At 74.8% G+C, this 1,899-nt stretch carries 3 protein-coding genes and 1 pseudogene; all 4 read left to right on the top strand.

Going from position 1 to position 1,899, the window contains the following annotated elements; translation table 11 throughout:
- Positions 1 to 593: class I SAM-dependent methyltransferase (locus G3I40_RS12050; protein ID WP_164302151.1), on the top strand; the 593-nt coding region annotated here is incomplete at its 5' end.
- Between the two features lie 15 nt (positions 594 to 608).
- Complete coding sequence (locus G3I40_RS12045) at positions 609 to 1,532, top strand: hypothetical protein (protein WP_343244904.1); 924 nt, start codon at positions 609 to 611, stop codon at positions 1,530 to 1,532.
- Positions 1,533 to 1,578: 46 nt separating this feature from the next.
- A complete protein-coding gene (locus G3I40_RS12040) occupies positions 1,579 to 1,749 on the top strand; it encodes a Trm112 family protein (protein ID WP_343244903.1) in 171 nt (56 codons plus the stop codon).
- Positions 1,746 to 1,899, top strand: a pseudogene (locus G3I40_RS47075) (FkbM family methyltransferase); the annotation flags it as partial. The gene G3I40_RS12040 and the pseudogene G3I40_RS47075, both read left to right, overlap by 4 nt.

The raw sequence follows: 1,899 nt of genomic DNA, 5'->3' as shown, positions 1-1,899 counted from the left end.
CCACCGTCCTCGACGTGGGCTGCGGCGACGGCACGGCCGCCCGCACCGCCGCGCGGCTGCTGAGCGGCCACCGCCTCATCGGCGTCGACTGGTCCCAGGACGCCCTGCGCCGCGCGGCGACCCGCGTCCCTCATGTCGTACGGGGCGAACTCACCGACCACGGACTGCCGTTCAGGGACGGGGCCGCCGACGCGGTACTGCTCTCCGAGGTCATCGAGCACCTCGTGGACCCCGACGCCGCCCTCGACGAGATCCGCCGGGTCCTGCGCCCCGGCGGCCACCTCATGCTCTCCACCCCGAACCTGGCCGCCTGGTACAACCGGGCCCTGCTCCTGGCCGGCGTCCAGCCCGTCTTCTCCGAGGTGAGCCTGCGCGCGATCCACGGCCGCCCCGGCAGCGAGGTCGTGGGCCACCTGCGGCTCTACACGCCGCGCGCCCTGCGCCAGTTCGTCGCGGCCGCCGGTTTCGAGGTCGTGGGCCTGACCGGGGCGCCGTTCCACGGGGTGCCGCGCCCGCTGCGCCCCCTGGACCGCGTCGCCTGCGCGGCGCCCTCGCTCTCCTCGATCCTCCTCCTGCACGCCCGAAGGACGTGACGCGCGATGCCCGCCGTGGCATGGGGAGTCGGCGCGGCGCTGCTCGCGAACACGCTCTACAGCGTCGGCTTCGTCCTGGAGAAGAGGGCCCTGACCCGGCTGCCCGAGGTCAGCGTGGGCCGGCCGGCGCACCTGCTGCGCCAGGTCGTGACGAGCCCGCTGTGGCTCGTCGGATCGCTCGCGCTGGCCTCGGGCTTCGGCGCCCAGCTCGCCGTCTACCGCACACTGCCGATCGCGGCCGCGCAGGGCATCTTCATCTCGGGCCTGGTCCTGCTGCTGCTGCTGTCCTCCCGGCTGCTGGGCGAGCGGACCTCGGGCCGCGAGCGGTACGCGATCGCCGCGATCCTGCTCGCGCTGCTCATGGTCGTGCTGTCGCTGCGCGACACCGGGCAGGACCCGGACACGGTCGGCGGCGGCGCCCCGGCCCCGCTCATCCTCGCGGTCTGCGTCCCCTCGCTCGCCGCGGGCCTGTGGCTGTACGCGGCGGCGGAACGCCGGGCCAGGCACCGGCACCGGATGCCGACCACCGGCGTCGAGTACGGCGTCGCGGTCGGCCTGCTGTACGGGGTCAGCTCCCTGGCGATCAAGGGGGTGTCCGGGGTCCTGCCGGACGTCTGGGCCCTGTTCCGCTCCCCGTATCCGTACCTGCTGCTGTGCACGGGCGCGTGCGGCCTGGTCATGTCGCAGGCGGCGCTGCAGCGCTGCCGCGCCTCGCTGATCGTGCCGGTGTGCACCACGGTGACCGCCCTGTTCACGGCGGTCCTCGGCACGGCGGCGTTCGGCGAGTCCCTGCCCTCGGAGCCGCTGCGGCTCGCCCTGCGCGTGACGGGCACGGCACTGGCGGTGGCCGTCCTGCTCCTGATGCCGAAGCACGACGCGCAGCCGCCTCCCCCACAACCCACCGAGCCCCCAAGAGAGTTGATCCCCCATGAGTCCTGACGACCCGCTGCTGCGCATTCTCGCCTGTCCCCTCGACAAGGGCCCGCTGCTGCTCCTCCCCGACGGCGACGCGCTCTACAACCCGCGGCTGCGGCGCCGCTACCCGATCGTCGACGGCATTCCGCAACTGCTGCCGTCCTCCGGCGAACAGCTCCCCGAGGACACGCACGAGCGGCTCCTCAGCCAGGTGGAGCAGGCGGGGCGGACGACGCCGTGACGACCCTCGCCGCCCGCCTCGCCCCGTACCTGCCGGCCCGGGTGACCGCCGCGACGGCCCGGGCCCTGTACCCCCGCTTCGAGCCCGAACTGGCCCGGCTCGCGGACATGTTGCCCGCGCCGCGCGGTCGCTGCGGCACGGCCGTGGACG

This window comes from Streptomyces sp. SID14478 (genome assembly GCF_010548525.1).
Taxonomy (GTDB): Bacteria; Actinomycetota; Actinomycetes; order Streptomycetales; family Streptomycetaceae; genus Streptomyces.
Note: the sequence above shows the minus strand (reverse complement) of the source record. Positions and strands in the feature narration are given on the sequence as shown.